Consider the following 18,969-nt stretch of genomic DNA (forward strand, 5'->3'; position numbering starts at 1 on the left):
ATTATGCCAAACCTTAATCAGAAAAAAGATACGAAATGAAACCTCTTCTGATAAAAAACATAAAAAAACTGGTCTCAGCAAGCCAGTCTGCCCCTCAAAAAGTGGCAGGGAAACAAATGAAGCAGTTATCATCAATTGATAACGCTTATTTATTAATCGCAGACCATAAGATTTCAGAATTTGGCCCAATGGACCAAATTCCGTCAATTAGCGATGCCGAGGTAATGGATGCCTCTGGAAGATTTGTCCTTCCTGCCTGGTGCGATTCTCACACGCACCTTGTTTTCCCTGAAACACGGGAAATTGAATATACCGATAAGATAAAAGGTCTTAGTTACGAAGAGATCGCAAAAAGAGGCGGTGGCATCCTCAATTCAGCCAAAAGAATGCAGGAAGCATCTGAAGAGCAATTGTACAATGATGCATCAAAACGCCTTAAAGAAATAATGAGTTACGGCACAGGGGCTGTGGAAATAAAGAGCGGTTACGGACTTAATACCGAGTCAGAATTAAAGATGCTCAGAGTTATCAAAAAACTAAAAGAAGAAAGCCCTGTAACCATTCGCTCCACATTTTTGGGCGCACATGCCGTCCCTCCGGAATTCAAAAGCAACCCTGATAAATATGTTGATTTAGTCATCAATGAAATGCTACCGGAAGTTGGAAAAGAGAACCTGGCTGATTTTGTAGATGTTTTTTGTGATCGCGGGTTTTTCTCTGTTGATCAGACCAGCAGAATTCTTGAGGCAGCTCAAAAGTATGGACTTCGTCCAAAAATACATGCCAACGAACTGGACTTTTCAGGCGGAATTCAAACCGGTGTAAAATACAATGCTCTTTCAGTCGATCACCTTGAATTTACCGGTGATGAAGAAATAAAGGCCTTGAAAGACTCAGATACCATGCCGGTAATTCTTCCCGGTGCTGCCTTCTTCCTGAACCTCAAATATGCGCCTGCCCGTGAAATAATTGATGCTGGTCTGCCGCTCACACTGGCGACCGATTTTAACCCCGGCTCCTCTCCTTCAGGAAATATGCAATTAATCATCTCCATGGGAAGTATTTTATATAAAATGCTGCCCGAAGAAACCATTAATGCCGTCACCATAAACGGCGCTTATGCAATGGGACTTCAGCATGAACTGGGAACCATTACCCCCGGCAAAAAAGCGAACCTTATTATCACCAAACCTATTCCGTCTGTCGAATATATTCCTTATGCATATGGTGAAAACAAGGTGGAAATGACCATCCTTAACGGAAGGATTGTTTATAGTGGATAACTTATAGTCAACAGCTTACAACAACAAGAGATCAAATCCAATTTTTGAATAAAAACTTAAATCAACAATAATGCAACAACTCATAGAATGTGTCCCCAATTTCAGCGAGGGACGTGACATGGACATCATCCGTCAGATAACTGATGAAATTGAATCAGTAAAAGGCATCCAACTTGTGGACGTGGACCCCGGACAAGCTACCAACAGAACGGTTGTCACGTTTGTGGGAAAGCCGGAACCTGTTCTGGAAGCGGCGTTCAGAGCTGTAAAAAAAGCCCGTGAATTAATTGACATGAGAAACCACAAAGGGGCCCATCCCCGGTTTGGTGCCACTGATGTATGTCCGTTGGTGCCGGTATCAGGCATTTCCATGGAAGAGACTGCAGAGTTGGCACGTGAACTGGGAAGAAGAATTGGAGAAGAACTGGAAATCCCGGTTTACTGTTATGAGTTTGCTGCCTATGAAGACAAAAGGAAAAACCTTGCCAACTGTCGCGAAGGTGAATATGAAGCACTGGAAAAACGCCTGACCACACGTGAATGGAAACCGGACTTTGGTCCTTCAGTATGGAACCACAACACTGCCGAAACGGGCGCCACAGCTGTAGGTGCGCGAAATTTCCTGATTGCTTACAATGTCAACCTCAATACCACCTCTGTGCGCCGGTCCAATTCGGTTGCATTTGATGTGAGAGAAAGAGGCCGTGTAAAAAGGGAAGGAAACCCCATCACCGGGAAGATTGTTACAGATGATGAAGGAAATAAAGTATATGAACCCGGACTTCTGAAATCGGTAAAAGGCATCGGGTGGTTTATTGAAGAATATGGCATCGCCCAAATATCAATGAATCTTACAGATATTTCAGTCACCCCGTTACATAAAGCCTTTGATGTTACAGCCGACCGGGCTGCATCCCGGGGTTTAAGGGTAACCGGCTCAGAATTGGTGGGAGTTGTTCCGTTGAAGGCTATGATTGATGCCGGAAAATATTTCCTTAGAAAGCAAAGGCGATCAACCGGTTTACCCCAAGAGGAGCTCATACGCATCGCTGTAAAATCAATGGGACTGGATGAACTTTACCCCTTCGATCCGGATAAAAAAATCATTGAATACATATTGAGAGACAAAAGTAAAAAGAAACTTACCGACATGTCTCTTACCGGCTTTGCCAATGAAACCGCCTCAGAATCTCCTGCACCCGGCGGCGGATCTATTGCAGCCTATACCGGAGCCCTGGGAGCTTCACTAGGAACAATGGTGGCCAATCTCTCGTCTCATAAACGCGGGTGGGATGACCGATGGGAAGAGTTCTCGAACGAAGCTGAAAAAGGCATGGAAATTCAACGTGAACTTCTTAAGCTGGTGGATGAAGACACCCGGGCTTTTAATAAAATCATGGATGCATTTGGATTGCCCAAAAGTAACGAGGAGGAAAAAGCCAACAGAACCAGGGCCATTCAGGATGCCACGCTTTATGCAACACAGGTGCCCCTGCAAGTTATGAAAACCGCTTACCGGAGCTTTGATTTACTTCGGAATATGGCAGAAAAAGGAAATCCCAATTCGATAAGTGATGCAGGTGTGGGTGCTCTTTGTGCCAGAGCAGCGGTCAGGGGGGCCATGCTGAATGTTCAAATAAATGCAGCAGGTCTTTCCGACAAAGCGTTGGCTGAAGAATTAACCAGTGAGGCTAAGGAGCTAGAAGAGAAAGCGTTGGCCGAGGAACAGGAAATAATGAAGGTGGTAAATTCAAAAATTGAGTAGCCGGAGAGTGCTTTTCAACCTCATCCTCTCTCCCCATCGTTTGTAACGAGGGGGGGGCAAACTCTCGTCTTTGATGAAAAAGGTGGATATTTTTCAAAATAAAAATATTTTCAAAGACAATTATCGTCGCAGACGACAGATTAATAACCCCTCGTTGGAAACAAGGGGGAGAGAGGATGAGATAATTATTTCGCACTTACGGCACTCTTTTCAGTTATATTTACCAGGCCCCAATAGCTTTCTATCGTCACTCTGTGTCATTTAACACCACTCTAAACAATCCTAAACATCAATAAGATTCTTGGTTTTAAACAAATCTTAATAAATTTGGTCAGAACAAAAACTTCAAATTATCCATAAAATCATGAAAGTACTCGTATTCTATACCAAACGATTTGCTTATACAACCTCTGAACAAAACCTTAGTGATGAAGAACTCTCAATTTTCTATCCCGACAAAAAACAAATTGAGCATAAAGGAGAGCACAAAGATTGTATTACGGCCTTTATTCAGGTAGAAGCTGAGGATGAAGAGAAAGACCTGAAAAGCAGGGAGAAAAAACTTGCCAATCACTTAAAATGGGTTGCGCGTAAAAACAACACTGAGAATATCGTGTTGCATTCATTCGCTCATTTATCAGCCTCAAAAGCCACTTTAGAATTTACTGCAAATCTCTTCAGCGCTACTCAAACCCGCTTAAACAACGTAAGTTACACTGCCTCACAAACCCCCTTTGGCTTCTTTCTTGATCTGGATATGGAAGCGCCGGGTTTTTCAATGGCACGGGTTTGGGGTGATTTGTAAAAAAGTCTCTTATTTTTGTAGGGTAAATGCCGGAGTAATGAGAGGTTTAATAATTTTATTATACATATTTCTTTGCGGAAGTTTTGTTTATGGTCAGGCACCGCCTATCACTAATCCGTCGGCCAGTCCAAATAAGGGGGAAGGTGCCTGGGGATTCTTGTCACGAAACAATGTAAACCCTAAAGAATTCATGGAAGAATTCCGGAATTTGAACAAGGGCAGATTTGACGAAAACGGAGGGCTTTATTTACATGAAACATACCTTCTTCCTGCTACTACTTACACGCTCACAGAACCGCTGTTTGGTAAAGATTACGAAACTGTAGAAGTTGAAAATCCGGACCTTAAAGATGCAACCATCATTCTGGTGGCCGGCCACGGAGGGCCCGATCCCGGGGCCATAGGTCATTACGGAAAAAATGATCTTTATGAAGACGAATACGCCTATGACATTACCTTGCGGCTGGCCCGAAACTTAATGAGCAGGGGTGCAGATGTGCATATGATCATTCAGGATGAAAAAAACGGCATTCGAAATGATTCACACCTCATCCCCGACAAATCCGAAACCTGCCTTAATTTGCCCATTCCCCTTGAACAAATAGACCGACTGAAGCAACGGGCCAAAGCGGTCAACCAAATCGCCCGGGAGCACAAAAGAAAATACCTCAGATGTATTGTAGTTCACCTTGACAGCAGAAGTCAGAAAAAACAGCTGGATGTTTTCTTTTACCACCACAAGCGAAGCAAAAACGGAGAAAAAATGGCAGAAAATGTCAGAGAGCGATTTCGAAAAAATTATGCAAAACATCAGCCCCTGAGAGGATTTTCAGGAACGGTTACTGACCGAAACCTCTACATGCTTCGAAAAACCAACCCCGTTACACTTTTTGTGGAACTGGGAAACATTCGTAACTTCCGCGACCAACAGCGGTTCATTGTGGAGAACAACCGGCAGGCCCTTGCCAATTGGTTAAGCGAGGGTATTATTGATGATTTTAATAACTCAAACAACAAAAAATAATTCAATTCACATGAAGCCAACATTATTAATTCTTGCAGCAGGTATGGGAAGCCGCTATGGCGGACTAAAACAAATGGACGAACTTGGTCCCAACGGAGAATCCATTATAGATTATTCAGTTTACGATGCCATTCGGGCAGGGTTTGGAAAAGTGGTATTTGTCATTCGTCATTCTTTTGCTGATGCCTTCAAAGAGCGCTTTGAAAGCCGTTTAAAAGGCAAAATAGAAACTGAATATGTTTTTCAGGAACTGGACTATCTGCCCAAAGGCTTTTCGGTTCCTGATGGTCGTGAAAAACCCTGGGGTACCGGTCATGCTATGCTGATGGCTAAGGATGCCATTAATGAGCCCTTTGCCATTGTTAATGCTGATGATTTTTATGGCAAGGAAGCCTACCAAAGTGCTGCAGATTTCATAAAAACACAGCCCGATGAAAACAAATATGCCATGATTGGTTATCCCCTTCAGAACACGCTTTCTGAAAACGGAACTGTTTCAAGGGGCGTTTGTGAAACAGATGAACAAGGCAATCTGAAAGATATCACGGAACGTACCAAAATCGGATGGGAAAATAACGAAATCTTTTATTACGAAGGGGATAGCAAAACCCGGCTGACCGGCAAAGAACCTGTGTCTATGAACTTCTGGATTTTTAAACCTTCATTTTTCACTCATCTGGAAAGCGGGTTCATTGAATTTCTGAAAGCTAAAGGCACAGAAATGAAATCGGAATATTACTTTAATGCGTGCGCCGATGAGCTCATAAAAGCCGGGAAAGTATCCACTAAAGTTATTGACACCGATTCAAAATGGTTTGGCGTCACTTACAAAGAAGACAAACCAGTTGTTTTGGAAAGTCTCAACAGTCTCATAAAAAAAGGTGTTTATCCTGAAAAATTGTGGGAATAAAAATTTAAACCAACTCTTTAAACCTAATAGATCGTTAGTCCCGATGCTTCGGGATAGATATGAGATGCCTGCCTGACGGCAGTCAGGTAAGACAAATCTCACAACACTGAAAGCCTGGGCATTAGCCTAAACCAGCAGATATCTACAAACAGTTGATTACGACTATATTGTGTAAGTTTAACGGAGTATTTTAAACCATGAAAGAGCAAAAACCTGACCAGGATCAACAAAGCATATTGTACGTATATTCTCTGTATAGTTCATTTTCGGAGGTCAAATACTTGCAATATACCGGGGCCCTGGTCATTTTCTTCTATTTAATGAAGCAAAACATCTTCCCTGATTACAGAGAACATCTGCTGATATACGACTATAAAGACACCAGACGTTTTCTTTGGGAAGATAAAAAATTCATGACGGATGTTAATGCGGTCAGAAATAACGGCTTTTTAAGCAGGGCACGCCTGCGCGCCCAAAACTACCGGGACATGAATGCTCACCAATGTACACAGAGCGGTTTTGATTTTTTAAAGAGTATCGGATTTGAGAAAACCGAACATGCTCAAAAAATAAAAAAACACCTTACATGTGGTTGTGGAAAATTGTACAGCATTGATCTTAAAGACAATGGCCCGCAATTGATTTGCAAGCATTGTAAAAAATCCGGATTCGAGGTTAAAGGTTTCCTGTTTAACCCAAACCAACCTGTAAGTCATCCGTTTAAGCCGGCCTTCATTTAACCAAAAACAGAAAGATGCAACAACTTTCCTTTGATAACCCTACCATCATTTCTTCGGCCTGGCTTCCCTTTGGCCGAAGCGATATGGAAGCACTTAACCGATTTGTGGGAGCCCATAAAAGATACTCAGCTCCAACAGAATTTGGAAGTATTGGAGAAATAACTGATCTTTCCAACGGGACAATCCGCATGGATCATCATGGAATTTTTCTGGTTCCCGTAGACTTTGAATTTACCGGATTTTTGAAAGCCAATGTTCAATCAAGTACAGACAACTCGAATCAATATGGATTAAGCATCTATAAAAACGGGCTTACGGGACTTGGCATTACCCTTGAAACCAAACTAAGGGCCGAGGACATAAAAGTTTTAACCGGCAAGCTGTCCGATGGGTTTTCCGATTATGTATTTCCCATTCTCACAGATGTTCAAAAGTCTCTGGTGGCAGGCATCTACAATGAAAAAAGCATCAACAATCTCCGCAACAAATTCCATACATATTCAGTAACAATAGGAGAACAAAAAGAACTGCAAACCCTGAGTTCAAGTGAAGTCCTTGAGAATTTTCAGTCCGAAATTGAGGTCATTACCGATTGGGTGGTTTTTCATACAACGACTAATGATTGCCATATTTTTGCAGGAATGGCAGGGTGTTTAATTATTGGTACCCCAACAAAAGAGATGGTGGAACTTTTCAGACAGTTAATGTTCACACAGGTTTGCCAAAAAACAGCACAACGAATGCATTCCCATTTATGGGCTCTGAGAAGGCAACTTGAGCTTATTCGCCAAAATTTACAAAGGGGCAGTTACATCGACTTGAAGAACAACCATCAGAAAATTTGTGAAATCAATGATGTTTTGTCCCATACCGAAGTTTTTGAAAATAAGCTGAGGTACGAAATAAAAGATCTTCACCATAAATTTAAGGAATCAATAAATGCTTCAGACCCACTTATCGAATTCATCAGTCAAAATTTCGCTCACGAATTGGAAAAAGCGGAGAATCGGGAAAGCACTGTTCTTCAACTTTCTTCTGAAGTAGGTGTTATCAATGATGAAATGGAAAACAAGCTGGAGCTGATCATGACCAAGGACAACATGCAACTCAACCTTGTTCTTTTGATTTTAACCGTAATTTCAGCATTTAGTATTGCCGAAATCATGAATTTCTCATTTGAACAATGGGGGTTGGTAGCTTTGTTTATAATTCCATTTACCTTGTTTGTGTTAATTTACCTGCGGAAAATGGTGAAAGAATATCGGTTCTCTTTGTTAAAAAGACCATCCAAAAGACATGAATAACTAAAGGCACAAACCGGCAACAAACAATTAATCAGTATAGGTCATGTTTTTTCAACCTTTACGGCTCCTTTATTCACCACATCTTCCAAAATCATATAAAGACAAGGAACGATAACCAGTATAATGGTAGTCGCAAACAATATCCCGAACCCAAGAGAAATGGCCATCGGAATTAAGTGGTAAGCCTGGCTTGAAGTCTCCAGGATAATTGGGGTCAATCCGCCAAAAGTGGTAAATGTGGTTAGTATAATGGGCCTGAAACGGCGGATTCCTGCTTCATGAATGGCCTCAAAGGCCGACTTTCCAACTCTTTTCCGGTTGGCATAATCGACCATTATAAGTGAGTCATTTACCACAACTCCCGAAAGTGCAATAATTCCCATCAGACTGACCAGTGAAAGATCGTGCCCCAGCAAAATGTGACCGATCACTGCCCCTACAATTCCAAATGGAATGGCAAACATGACAATCAAAGGCTGCACATAATTGCTAAATGCCACAGCCAACAGTGCATAGACCACCAGCATGGCCATGGAAAATCCGCCCCACAATGTCTGGGTAGATTCCCGCATATCTGCCTGAGTGCCTTCAAAAGTCCAGGTAAGTCCGGGATAATCGGCCCTGATCTGAGGCAGAACATTTTTATTAATGGCATCCATAACCTGAGAAACAGCACTTTTAGGTTCCACATCCATACCTACCGTAACAACCCGTCGCCCATCACGGCGGTTAATGCTGGTGAAGGCTTCGCCCTGTTCCAGGCTCACCACATCAAGCAACGGAACTTGAACGCCTGCAGGTGTTCTTATCTGCAAATCCTCCAGGCTGTGTATATCTTCACGCTCCGTGTAGGGCAGTTTAACACGCATTTCTACTTCATTGGTTCCTCGCAACTGGCGCATGGCCAGTGCCCCGTAAAAACCATCCCGGATCTGCCGGCCCACTTCGGTAGGGGTCAATCCCAGCTTCCTGCCTTCCGGCAACAGCTTAAAGTCAAACTGCATTTTACCGGCATTGTAATTGTCGTTAACATCGCGGGTCATTTCAAACGATTCTGCTTCTTCCAGAAAAGCCATGCTGGCTTGCTCCAGCGTTTTAATATTAGAGTGGCTCAAATCCACACTAATATCCTGGGCCCAACCTCCGGGACCTCTCTCAGCCTCAAAGGTAATCTGATCCACCCCTTCTATTTCCCCAATTTCATTGCGCCACAACTGAATGAGCTCGCGTGCTGACATATTACGTTGATCAGGAGGTCGCATAACCACTTCAACATCAATAAAACTCTGTCCGCGTACATTGGTTTTGATACCTTCTGCCACCTCGTATAGATTATACTCATCAAACATCTCTCGAGTTGATTTTGTAATCTCGCGGGCCACTTTTTCAGCCTGTTTAGGAGTCGTTCCCACCGGTAACCTGACACCGGCCTCTATCTCATCAGCAGCTACTTCAGGCATCATAATAATACCCATATGATCGCTGTATCCATATCCGCCCACAACCACAAACAATCCGATGGCAATACTTAAGGTAATGTAACGATGGCGCAGCGCCATATCCAAAAATGGAGTATATTTCTTTTCAATAAAATGATCAAAACGTTTCCCGAATGCTTCTCTTATTTTCTCTATGTACCGCCCAATTTTAAAAGAGGATTTTCCTTTGGTATGAGCAAGGTGAGCCGGCAAAATAAGTAAAGCCTCAAACAATGAAATTGCCAGAACGGTAATCACAACAGCAGGCAAAGGCCACCAGAACTTCCCGGTTTCGCCGGGCATGAATAGAAGCGGTATAAAAGCGATGATATTGGTAAGGATACTAAAAACAACAGGCTTGGCAATATCTTTACTTCCTTTTATTGCAGCTTCGAGAAACCCCATTCCCTGTTGACGGTATTCATACACATTCTCTCCTACCACAATAGCATCATCAACAACAATACCCAGGGCAACCAGGAATCCAAACATGGAAATCATATTGATACTGATGCCAATCATGGGCAAAAAAGCAATGCCGCCGATAAACGAGATTGTCATACCCATCATTACCCAAAAGGCTAACCGGTACTCCAGGAAAAGTGCCAAAATCAATAACACGATAACTACAGCCAGCAAACCATTTTCAGTAAGCAAAGACAAACGTTCCCGGTAATCCTCGGCCCGGTTACTGTCAATGCGGTAACTGACACCAGGTGGAAGAGTCGGGGAAAAATCAGAAAGTATCTCCTCAACTGCAGATTCAATTTCAAGAGGCGACTGATCCCCGATACGGTAAATTTGCAATCCGACTGTTGGCTGCTCGTTAAACTCCCCATGAAAACCGGATTCCTCAAACCCATCGGTTACTTCTGCAATATCAGCCAATGTTACCGCACCTCCATGAGCAGAAGGAATGATCTCAATCTTTTCAAATTCATCGGCCCACTGTTTGCGCTCCTTCATTCGTAAAAGGATTTCTCCACTTCCGGTTTCCAGAGCACCTGCAGGAATATCTTCACTCGAACGGGCAATGAGATCCGCAACTTCACCAAGTGTCAAACCATACTCCCGTAATTTATATCTGGGAATCTCCACATGGGTAAACATATCCGGTACATTCCCGATTTCAACTTGTGTAATGGCAGGGTTATTCAAAAGTTGATCACGCAAACGCTCAGAAAGCACTCTCAAAGTCCATATGTCCACTTTTCCATAAAGACTAATCTCTAAAACATCCCGTTGTCTGGACTGGAGGTTAACTCTTGGCTCTTCAATATCATCGGGGAAAGTGCGGATGCGATTGACCGCCTGCTCAATGTCCTGAAATGCTTTCATCCGCTCAGTTCCGGGAACCAGCTCAATGCTGACCCTGCCCGAGCCTTCCCATGCGGTGGAAGTGATTTCCTTAATTCCCTGAACTCCTCTGACAGCTTCCTCAACGGGCATAAGAATACCGTATTCCACCTCTGCCGGGGCTGCACCGGGATAAACCACGCTTACGTCAACAATATCCAGTTGAAATTGTGGGAATACCTCCTTTTGGATATTGTACATAGTCCAGATGCCGCTGCCAATCAGAATGACCATCAACAAATTGGCGGCTACCGAATTACGGGCCATATAGGCGATCAGACCTTTATGCTGAGTTTTATTATTTTTTGGAGTTTTTTCCATTAGTCCATTTATTTGAAAAACCTATATAAGGACAAGTCACAAGACCTGCTCCTTTTTTTCTGCCTGCCCAACCAGCTCCTGTAATCACTCCTCAAGTCTTAAAGGCGAACCTTCCACAACAGTTGCAAGATTTGTGGTTACGACCTGATCATTGTCCTCCAATCCGTCGCTGATATAAGCAAATTCAGCATCTGTAAGGACAATATCTACCGGTTTGATAGCTAATGTATCGTTTTCCATAACCCAAACCGTTTGATTTTTCCTGACAAAATCCCGATTCAATTTAAATACGTCTTCCAATTCTTCACCCTTGATACGGACTTCCACAAAAGCACCAATCAACAAATCAGGACCTTCGGGGTTGCTGGTTGAAACATTCAACGGATCTGGAACAGCCACTAAGACCCTTACCATGCGGGTTTGATTCTCCAGTGCCCCAATCATTTTGTAAAGAAAACCTTTCCGGTATTCATTTTCTCTCCAGGCATTGCGATTTTGAATAGTTACCTGAGCAGCCTCCTCCTCCTTTTCTGCAAAACTCAACCATGGAATTCTGGATTGCGGAACCGTTGCAACTACCCAATAGCGCTCTGTACCCACCAAATTGCCAAGTTCCTCTCCTCTTGCCACCTGGGATCCCAAATCTACATTACGACTTAGAATCTGAGCATCAAAGGGGGCAGTAATTCGGGTTCTTTGCAAGTCAATTTCAGCCTGTCGAACCGCTGATCTGCCAGCCGCCACGCGGGCACGAGCAGTTTGTTGCTGGGGCTCTCTCAAAACCAAAGACTGATTTTCGGGAGATAAAGTTTCTCCCGCTTGTTGAAAATCGCGTCTTGCAATCTCCTGCCGTCCTTTTTCAATCTCCAGATCAGCCATTGCTTGCTGCAGTTCGCTTTTTCTCAATTCCAAAGCAATTTCATAATCGACAGGATCCAGGCGCAGGAGAAATTCATTCTTTTGAACCGTTTGTCCGGGATCAAATTTATCAGAGCGGTTAATCACTTCCCCTGCGACTCTGGGACTTAACATTATTTCCCGCTCAGGTTCTACGGTGCCGGTGGTTACAATAACCGGTTTGTAATTGCCGCGTTGTATCGTTTGCACGTCTACCAGCATAGCTGTTTCCTTTGTGGCCCCTTCCCGATGAGCTGTAGGTTCTGTTTGGAAGATAATTACCACAACGATGGCAGCCCCCAGTAATATTGACAATGATATGAGTAATGATTTCTTTTTGCTCATAAGAATATTTTTTCAAAACCGTTTATTGTTCCTGATTGATTTCTTCTGTCTCGAAGCCCCCTGCCAAAGCACGATAAAGTGAGATACGATACTCAAGCAAAGTCAGTCGCCCGGCCATTATTTCACGTTGTAATCGCTGTTCCTCTTCCAGGGCTGTCAACACATCCAGGTAATTCCCCATCCCGTTAAGATAGGAACGGCGAATCTGATCGTAAGCATCACGGGCCAGCTTGAGTTGCTTTTTCAAACTTTCAACTCTCTGTTTTTGTTTTTTCTCTCTAACCAAAGCATCCTCTACTTCACGGAAAGCTATCAATACCGACTGGCTATACTCATACAATCTTTGGTTTTTTACAGCCTCTGCACGGTCTGCTTCAGCTCTTCTTTCACCTCCGTAAAAAAGCGGTGCCATAAGATTCCCGGCAAAAGAACGCACCCAATTGTCAAACAAATCATCCGCATTATCAGAAGAAGAATTTAGTGAAGCTGAAAGACTTAATCGGGGAAATTGGCTACTTATTGCCGATGCCCGGTCACGGTCAGCTGCTCGCAAAAGGTTGAACTGACTCACCACATCAGGCCTTCTTTTTACTAAGTCTGACGGGATACCAGTTTCAGGCAACGGTGGTAATACAGGGAGGTTAGCTTTTTCAAAACCGCTGTTCTTTTTAGGAGGATTACCGATAAGGACCTGAAGTCTGTTTTCAACAACCTGGGCTCGGGATTCAGCAATCAACATTTGTTCCCGCGTAGATTCCAGCAATCTTTCCTGGCGCAACACATCAGCGTAATTGGTCTGACCGTTTCCAAACCTGGAACGAAGCAGATCCACCATTCTTTGATTAATTTCAAATTGTTCGGTAGCAATATCTACCTGAAGCCTGGATTCCTGCAACTCAAACCAGGCAAAAGCAACCTCAGAGGAGATAGTAAGCGCCATGGTTTGATAATCCAAAAATGAAGCCTGTGTTCTGAATTCCTGAGCTCTTGCTGCAGAACGAATCCGCCCCCACAAATCCACTTCATAACTGGCAGATAAACCTGCAGAAAACTGATCTGAAGAACCGGGAATATCATCCCCGCTGGAAGTTTCAGCATTTCCAAAAGCATTTATCCGGGGAAAGAAAGAGGATTTCTCACGACGCTCAATAGCGCGTGCCTCCTGAAGCCGGTACCATGCAGTTCTCAGATCCAGGTTGGAGCTGAGAGCGCTATCCACCAGGTTGTTCAACATTTCACTTTCAAAAACGGTCCACCATCGATCGGGAAGATCAGCTTCTCCGGAGGAAGAAAACGACTCAAGTTCCTGGACAGGCATTGAGATATCAGCTGTTTTTCGCGAACAACCAATATTCCAAATGGAAATGAATAATCCGGAAAATATAATGATAATAAAGTGTTTCATTCAATTGGTTCTATAATAATGACTAAGCTTCATTATTTAGAACATGAACAAAGGAATTTGGTTTAACAGAGTATTAATGGATAGATGGATAAATAGTGAGGAATTTTTTGACAATCCGGCATGAAGACACAAATACGGATAATTACCTGCAAAAAAGTCCAGCAGCGACGGAACATTTATTCCATCCCTACGAGACTTACCCAATATTGGAACATCGCTTTTCTACCAATATTGCAGCCCTAACGGGCCTTAACCATAGAATAAAAGGCTTGCCAAAATGAAAACCCAGATATGGGAAATCACCCACAAAGTCCCGGAGGGACGAAATGTCGGTAGAATTCATCGGTGAAAACATAAACAAGTGCCGTAGGTACGGGATACGAATGGACTGCAAATTTTCAAGAGCCGATGGGCGGAATCGAACCGCCGGCCTGCTGTTTACGAAACAGCCGCTCTGACCGACTGAGCTACATCGGCAGAAAAGACAGCTGGGATTGAGGCTGAGGTTGAGATTAAGGCTGAGGCCGGGAAATGTGTTAATACCATTTCTCTTAACCTTAGCCTATATTAAAGTTACACCTATTCGCTTTCCTTTGCCGCATTATTTTTCAGATAATACTTGCACCAAAGCTTCAGACCGCATTTTTCGCATTTCGGCTTGCGGGCCAGGCAAACATAACGTCCATGCAAAATCAGCCAATGGTGAGCAATGGGCAACAATTCTTCAGGCAGATATTTCACCAGTTGCATTTCAGCATCCAATGGATTTTTGGCTTTAACTGTCAACCCGATTCTTTCAGAAACCCTGAAAACATGCGTATCGACAGCCATGGCAGGTTTTTGATAAACCACCGATGCAATGACATTGGCGGTTTTGCGCCCAACGCCGGGCAGCTTTTGGAGCTCTTTAACATCATCAGGCACTTCTCCTTTAAAATCATCCCGAAGCATTTTAGACATTCCCACCAGGTGTTTGCTTTTGTTGTTGGGATAACTACAGCTTCTGATTACCTCAAAAACCTCCTCGGGTGTGGCTTCTGCCAATTCATTTTCAGTGGGCCATTTCTCAAAAATCGCAGGGGTAATCATATTCACCCGTTTGTCGGTGCACTGTGCCGAAAGGATTACTGCAACCAGTAATTCAAAAGGATTGGTATATTTCAGCTCGGTTTCGGCCACAGGCATATTTTCCTGAAACCAGGCAATAATGTGTTTAAAACGTTCTTCTCTTCTCACAATAGATGAATAGATTTAAAGATTTAAGACATAAGACAAATCGTATTGCATTGATATTTTGAACTTTAAAACAATATATCGTTAGTCCCGAGGTTTCGGGGTAGATGTAAGATGAATATTATAATGTTGAAAATCTGCATCTTAGCACAAACAGTCGTTTAATTATAAATAACTGACTTCAAGAACCTTGCAATCCCAATATATGGAATTAACGGAGCATTGGGATAAAAATCCAACTATAAAACATTACAAAACCTCAACGGCCCACAACCCTCATTACCGGAACTATAAAGCAAACCTATAACTCAATCCAAATCCGGCAGACCAGTCCACAGCCCTATCATTCAATCCAAAACCGGTATAAGCATCCAATTGGAAATCGTGATTGAGCAACCAGGTTAGTCCCAAATTGCCACTATGCATAGGGCCTGCCTCCTCAGCCAAAAGGCCAAAAACTTCAACAAATCCGCCAACTGAAGAACTAACAGGAATTCCCAAAGCGAGGGAATATGGGAAAGCAGCGCCATTAGAGTTACCATCAAACGCAACACCAACATTGGCGCCAAGACCTATTTCACCAAGGCCCCAGGACATTGCTCCCAGTATTTCTCCTTGCCAGGCTTCCGGTTGAAAAGCCGAAGAACCTGTAAAGTCAGGCACAAAAGTATTTAATACGGCCATTTCAGGCAAAATACCTGATTGCTTAAACATTTCATATTTAAACCCAAAGGACAAAGGCTCAAATCCGGATTCTGTATTTCCCGGAATTGAAAAAGAAGAATACCCCAGGCCAAATCGAAACTCCAAACCATCAACCAACCCATATCGCAGCAAGGTGGAATTAAAGTTTCTGGAAATTGAATTCATTTCTTCAACCTCATCACTTTCGTAATGAAATCCTGATTCGATCTGCATCAAACCGGGCGCTACCGACACCGTCGACTCGGTCATATCAGGCCGGTCGGTTACCAACGGTGATTTTTCCTGAGCCACCAAATCTGTCGTAAAGAATATTAAACCGCCTATTATTAGTTTTAATTTCGTCATGATCGTCCTATTTAATTAAATAAACATCAATAAACTCAGGGCCATAACCCCCATACCGGCAACAAGACCGTATATGGATAAGTGGTGTTCTCCATATTCCTGAGCAGCCGGTAATAGTTCATCTATACTGATAAAGACCATTATGCCAGCCACTGACGCGAAAACAATTCCAAAAACAAGCGGACTCATAAACTGCATCAAAAGAAGGTATCCAATTATTGCACCAACAGGCTCAGATAGTCCGGAAAGGAAACTTAAACGAAAAGCCTTTCGCTTACTCCCTGTAGCATAAAATACAGGTACAGAGACAGCAATCCCTTCAGGGATATTGTGAATGGCAATGGCTACAGCAATGGCAATACCCAGATTGGGATCATTCATGGCTGCCGTAAAAGTAGCCAGTCCTTCCGGGAAATTGTGAATACCAATAGCAAGTGCTGTAAATCCTCCCATGCGCATCAGACGCTTATCTTTCTTTTGAAGACGCTGCTCCGGAGTCATATTTTCAATCATCTCCATTTCGTGAGGATTTTCCCCTTTAGGTATGAACTTATCGATCAGCCCGATAAAAATAATACCCCCAAAAAAGGCTGCTACTGTCAACCAGGTTCCCTGTTCATTTCCCAGAGCTTCAGTAAGTGAATCTTTTGCTTTGGCAAATATTTCGATGAATGACACATAAATCATCACACCTGCCGAGAAACCAAGACTGATGGATAAAAATTTCGTATTGGTGCGTTTTGCAAAAAATGCCATTGCGCTTCCAATTCCTGTTGAAAGACCTGCAAACAAGGTTAATCCAAATGCCAATATTAAACTATTCCATTCCATTACCAGTTATCTTTTTTCAGATTCTTATTTTGAAACGTTTTCTTCTTCAGTGCAAAAAATATTGTCAGCCAATTTTCGACTTATGGTTATTGTTTCACCCTCCCCTGACTCCAATTCAATACTTCCGTCAAATGAGAAAACCTTTTTGATTTTAAACACCATGTCTTTTTCAATTCCGTATCGCTCATACATTTCGGATGTTTCCTGATGCCGGTACCGCAATTTTCTGATCAGGCATCTTCCTCCCTCTTTCAATTCTGACAAAGACCTCACCCCTTTTTCTGATGGAATAATACCGTCGCCACCTGGAATAGGGTCTCCATGAGGATCAAAATCCGGTTTATCCAAATACTTATACATTTGCTCCATCAGTTTGTCAGAAGTATGATGCTCCAATCTTTCCGCTTCTTCATGCACAGTCATCAAATCCATTTCAAGAACTTTGTGAAGAAACAATTCCCAAAGACGATGTTTTCTGATAACTTTTAAAGCAAGCTTTTGGCCTGCTTCAGACAAAACAAGTGATCGGTAAGGCTTATAATCCAACACCCCCTGCTTCCCCATCTTACGTGCCATATCGGTTACAGCAGCCACTGAGACATTGAGCTTTTCTGCCAGTAAGCTGCTGGTTACCGGAGACTGTCCTTCCTGATTGAGCAGGTAAATATTCTTAAGAAAGTTTTCTGTTGATACCGACATCTCTTTCAAAATTCTTTAAACCACAAATTAAGCTTACTTAAAAAAAAGAAACAAGGATGATTGAATTTTGTTCGCAAAATCTTAACAAACCTTTCAATAACGACAGTTGTTTAAACCGTATAAAAACAGCATTTTTACGACTCAAATAATATTTCAGAAAACAGGAGGTTAAACACCTCAAAAACAAATCAATAAAATTATGACATCCAAAATTTTAACATTGTTGCTTTTTGTGGCAATCCCCTTTATCGGACAAGCCCAGGAAGATTATAAGGAGAAACACAATTTAAAAGAAACCTTTGTCAATCCTCAAAAACATGAGGTAGATCCCATTTCCGACAAAACAGTAAAAACCGGCCAGCACCCGAAAAACATTATCCTGATGATAGGTGATGGTATGGGAACGGCCCAATTATTTGCCGCCAAAACAGCCAATGGCGGTGAACTATATATCACCAATATGCCCTGGTCAGGTTTTTCCACAACCAATAGTGCTGACAATTACATCACCGATTCAGCTGCCGGAGGAACTGCCATTGCTACCGGAGAAAAAACATACAACGGAGCCATCGGGGTAGATGTGGACAAAAAGCCATTAAAAACGATTCTGGAAATATCAGAAGAACATGGCAAGGCCACCGGACTGGTTTCTTCATCAGCCATTACCCATGCTACTCCGGCATCCTTTATTGCCCACAATGAATCGCGCCACAATTACGAAGCCATTGCCGCTGATTTTCTGAAAACAGATATTGATATTTTCATCGGTGGCGGCAAAAGCTTTTTTGAAAGCCGCGAAGATGGTCGAAATCTTCTCAATGAGCTTAAGGCTAAAGATTACCAGATTTTCGACTCTGTAGATGAAGCATCAGAAACTGATGAAGCACCGATGGCCATACTAACAGCAGAAAAGCACAACCCTGCATACCCTGAAAGAGGGGAAGTGGTTCCTGAAGGCACCGAAAAAGCCGTAAAGGTTTTATCAGAAAATGAAGAGGGCTTTTTCCTGATGGTGGAAGGCTCTCAAATTGACTGGGGTGGTCATGAAAACAATACTGCCTACATCGTTCAGGATGCATTGGACTTCGATCGTGCCGTAGGCCGTGCCTTGAAGTTTGCTGCCAAAGACGGAGAAACCCTGGTAATCGTAACAGCTGACCATGAAACCGGTGGAATGTCGATCGACAACGGTGATTTTGAAAAGGGAGAGATAACTGCCAAATACACCACCGGAGGACATACCGGAATAATGGTACCGGTATTTGCTTTTGGCCCTGGGGCAGAAGAATTTTCAGGTGTTATGGACAATACAGATATTTTCAAAAAAATGTTTGAACTTTTTGGGTATTAAAAAATAAGCAGAAAGTTTCCCCATACTAAAAAAGGGAGATCCCGGAATTTACAATTGTGTAAGTTTCGGGATTTTTTATTTTAAAACAAATGTTTTCTTACTTTTGGTAAAAATCAAACAAAGATCAATCAGCCGTCCCCGAAGTAACCATTAAAACCGTCATCATCTTTAA

15 protein-coding genes and 1 tRNA gene are annotated in these 18,969 nt (G+C 42.8%); 8 read left to right on the top strand and 8 right to left on the bottom strand.

Annotated elements, in window-relative coordinates:
• The first annotated feature begins 35 nt into the window (after positions 1 to 35).
• The 7 genes from hutI to DDZ16_RS07825 all read left to right on the top strand — a co-directional run bounded on the left by hutI (position 36) and on the right by DDZ16_RS07825 (position 7,831).
• Positions 36 to 1,283 (top strand): imidazolonepropionase, encoded by a 1,248-nt coding sequence (gene hutI / locus DDZ16_RS07795; protein WP_109263893.1) that lies wholly within the window; start codon positions 36 to 38, stop codon positions 1,281 to 1,283.
• A 70-nt stretch (positions 1,284 to 1,353) separates the two neighbouring features.
• Positions 1,354 to 3,048, top strand: coding sequence for a glutamate formimidoyltransferase (ftcD, locus tag DDZ16_RS07800; protein WP_109263894.1), 1,695 nt, complete (start codon positions 1,354 to 1,356; stop codon positions 3,046 to 3,048).
• A gap of 364 nt (positions 3,049 to 3,412) precedes the next feature.
• Entirely contained in the window at positions 3,413 to 3,853 is a 441-nt protein-coding gene (locus tag DDZ16_RS07805) for a threonyl-tRNA synthetase editing domain-containing protein (RefSeq protein WP_109263895.1), read from the top strand.
• A gap of 37 nt (positions 3,854 to 3,890) precedes the next feature.
• Positions 3,891 to 4,877 carry an N-acetylmuramoyl-L-alanine amidase family protein gene (locus DDZ16_RS07810; protein WP_109263896.1) on the top strand — a complete coding sequence of 329 codons (987 nt, stop codon included), beginning with the start codon at positions 3,891 to 3,893 and terminating at the stop codon, positions 4,875 to 4,877.
• Positions 4,878 to 4,887: 10 nt separating this feature from the next.
• Positions 4,888 to 5,787 (top strand): nucleotidyltransferase family protein, encoded by a 900-nt coding sequence (locus DDZ16_RS07815; protein ID WP_109263897.1) that lies wholly within the window; start codon positions 4,888 to 4,890, stop codon positions 5,785 to 5,787.
• 197 nt (positions 5,788 to 5,984) lie between these two features.
• The gene (locus DDZ16_RS07820) at positions 5,985 to 6,527 is read left to right on the top strand and encodes a hypothetical protein (RefSeq protein WP_109263898.1); all 543 of its coding nucleotides are present in this window, start codon (positions 5,985 to 5,987) and stop codon (positions 6,525 to 6,527) included.
• 14 nt (positions 6,528 to 6,541) lie between these two features.
• Positions 6,542 to 7,831: a magnesium transporter CorA family protein gene (locus tag DDZ16_RS07825; RefSeq protein WP_109263899.1), complete on the top strand. Its 1,290-nt coding sequence runs from the start codon at positions 6,542 to 6,544 to the stop codon at positions 7,829 to 7,831.
• A gap of 41 nt (positions 7,832 to 7,872) precedes the next feature.
• On the opposite strand, the gene DDZ16_RS07830 is transcribed toward DDZ16_RS07825, so the two are convergent.
• From DDZ16_RS07830 to DDZ16_RS07865, 8 genes are all read right to left on the bottom strand, one after another.
• Complete coding sequence (locus DDZ16_RS07830) at positions 7,873 to 10,986, bottom strand: efflux RND transporter permease subunit (protein WP_109263900.1); 3,114 nt, start codon at positions 10,984 to 10,986, stop codon at positions 7,873 to 7,875.
• A gap of 84 nt (positions 10,987 to 11,070) precedes the next feature.
• On the bottom strand, positions 11,071 to 12,228 hold the full coding sequence (locus DDZ16_RS07835; RefSeq protein ID WP_109263901.1) for an efflux RND transporter periplasmic adaptor subunit: 1,158 nt from the start codon (positions 12,226 to 12,228) through the stop codon (positions 11,071 to 11,073).
• Between the two features lie 22 nt (positions 12,229 to 12,250).
• A complete protein-coding gene (locus DDZ16_RS07840; RefSeq protein WP_109263902.1) occupies positions 12,251 to 13,633 on the bottom strand; it encodes an efflux transporter outer membrane subunit in 1,383 nt (460 codons plus the stop codon).
• A gap of 403 nt (positions 13,634 to 14,036) precedes the next feature.
• Positions 14,037 to 14,110: transfer RNA gene (locus DDZ16_RS07845), tRNA-Thr, on the bottom strand.
• Between the two features lie 102 nt (positions 14,111 to 14,212).
• Positions 14,213 to 14,869 carry an endonuclease III gene (gene nth, locus DDZ16_RS07850; RefSeq protein ID WP_109263903.1) on the bottom strand — a complete coding sequence of 219 codons (657 nt, stop codon included), beginning with the start codon at positions 14,867 to 14,869 and terminating at the stop codon, positions 14,213 to 14,215.
• Between the two features lie 285 nt (positions 14,870 to 15,154).
• On the bottom strand, positions 15,155 to 15,916 hold the full coding sequence (locus DDZ16_RS07855) for a transporter (protein ID WP_109263904.1): 762 nt from the start codon (positions 15,914 to 15,916) through the stop codon (positions 15,155 to 15,157).
• 15 nt (positions 15,917 to 15,931) lie between these two features.
• A complete protein-coding gene (zupT, locus tag DDZ16_RS07860; RefSeq protein ID WP_109263905.1) occupies positions 15,932 to 16,747 on the bottom strand; it encodes a zinc transporter ZupT in 816 nt (271 codons plus the stop codon).
• Positions 16,748 to 16,771: 24 nt separating this feature from the next.
• Positions 16,772 to 17,446, bottom strand: coding sequence for a metal-dependent transcriptional regulator (locus DDZ16_RS07865; protein ID WP_109263906.1), 675 nt, complete (start codon positions 17,444 to 17,446; stop codon positions 16,772 to 16,774).
• A gap of 199 nt (positions 17,447 to 17,645) precedes the next feature.
• Between DDZ16_RS07865 and DDZ16_RS07870 the strand changes: the two genes are divergently transcribed.
• On the top strand, positions 17,646 to 18,797 hold the full coding sequence (locus DDZ16_RS07870) for an alkaline phosphatase (protein ID WP_109263907.1): 1,152 nt from the start codon (positions 17,646 to 17,648) through the stop codon (positions 18,795 to 18,797).
• Positions 18,798 to 18,969: the final 172 nt, after the last annotated feature.

Origin of the sequence: Marinilabilia rubra, from assembly GCF_003121985.1 — a bacterium.
GTDB lineage: Bacteria > Bacteroidota > Bacteroidia > Bacteroidales > Marinilabiliaceae > Marinilabilia > Marinilabilia rubra.

What these genes read in the sequence shown, in the direction of transcription:
- DDZ16_RS07840 (WP_109263902.1), bottom strand. Translation starts at nt 13,633, where the DNA reads ATGAAACACTTTATTATCATTATATTTTCCGGATTATTCATTTCCATT.
- DDZ16_RS07810 (WP_109263896.1), top strand. Translation starts at nt 3,891, where the DNA reads ATGAGAGGTTTAATAATTTTATTATACATATTTCTTTGCGGAAGTTTT.
- DDZ16_RS07820 (WP_109263898.1), top strand. Translation starts at nt 5,985, where the DNA reads ATGAAAGAGCAAAAACCTGACCAGGATCAACAAAGCATATTGTACGTA.
- hutI (WP_109263893.1), top strand. Translation starts at nt 36, where the DNA reads ATGAAACCTCTTCTGATAAAAAACATAAAAAAACTGGTCTCAGCAAGC.
- zupT (WP_109263905.1), bottom strand. Translation starts at nt 16,747, where the DNA reads ATGGAATGGAATAGTTTAATATTGGCATTTGGATTAACCTTGTTTGCA.
- DDZ16_RS07870 (WP_109263907.1), top strand. Translation starts at nt 17,646, where the DNA reads ATGACATCCAAAATTTTAACATTGTTGCTTTTTGTGGCAATCCCCTTT.
- DDZ16_RS07865 (WP_109263906.1), bottom strand. Translation starts at nt 17,446, where the DNA reads ATGTCGGTATCAACAGAAAACTTTCTTAAGAATATTTACCTGCTCAAT.
- DDZ16_RS07825 (WP_109263899.1), top strand. Translation starts at nt 6,542, where the DNA reads ATGCAACAACTTTCCTTTGATAACCCTACCATCATTTCTTCGGCCTGG.
- DDZ16_RS07835 (WP_109263901.1), bottom strand. Translation starts at nt 12,228, where the DNA reads ATGAGCAAAAAGAAATCATTACTCATATCATTGTCAATATTACTGGGG.
- ftcD (WP_109263894.1), top strand. Translation starts at nt 1,354, where the DNA reads ATGCAACAACTCATAGAATGTGTCCCCAATTTCAGCGAGGGACGTGAC.
- DDZ16_RS07830 (WP_109263900.1), bottom strand. Translation starts at nt 10,986, where the DNA reads ATGGAAAAAACTCCAAAAAATAATAAAACTCAGCATAAAGGTCTGATC.
- DDZ16_RS07805 (WP_109263895.1), top strand. Translation starts at nt 3,413, where the DNA reads ATGAAAGTACTCGTATTCTATACCAAACGATTTGCTTATACAACCTCT.
- DDZ16_RS07855 (WP_109263904.1), bottom strand. Translation starts at nt 15,916, where the DNA reads ATGACGAAATTAAAACTAATAATAGGCGGTTTAATATTCTTTACGACA.
- DDZ16_RS07815 (WP_109263897.1), top strand. Translation starts at nt 4,888, where the DNA reads ATGAAGCCAACATTATTAATTCTTGCAGCAGGTATGGGAAGCCGCTAT.